This is a genomic window from Anoxynatronum sibiricum (genome assembly GCF_039414295.1).
In the GTDB taxonomy this organism is placed as follows: Bacteria; Bacillota; Clostridia; order Peptostreptococcales; family Tindalliaceae; genus Anoxynatronum; species Anoxynatronum sibiricum.
The window spans coordinates 1-270 of sequence record NZ_JBCITM010000080.1; the positions used below are offsets into that span (position 1 = coordinate 1).

1 protein-coding gene is annotated in these 270 nt (G+C 51.5%); it reads left to right on the forward strand.

Going from position 1 to position 270, the window contains the following annotated elements:
* Positions 1–270: GTP-binding protein (locus AAIG11_RS18045; RefSeq protein ID WP_343187565.1), on the forward strand; the 270-nt coding region annotated here is incomplete at both ends.

Below are 270 nucleotides of genomic sequence, written 5' to 3' on the forward strand. Positions count from 1 at the left end.
TGTCCAGACAGGTAGGCGTACCCTACATCGTCGTTTTCATGAACAAATGCGACATGGTGGATGACGAAGAACTGCTGGAACTGGTGGAGCTGGAAATCCGCGACCTGCTGAGTGCATACGAGTTCCCTGGTGACGACACCCCCATCTTCAAAGGCAGCGCATTAAAAGCACTGGAAGATCCGGACAGCGAATGGGCAGATAAAATCGTTGAAATGTTTGAAGGCATCGACGAGTATATTCCCCAGCCAGAGCGAGACGTGGACAAACCCT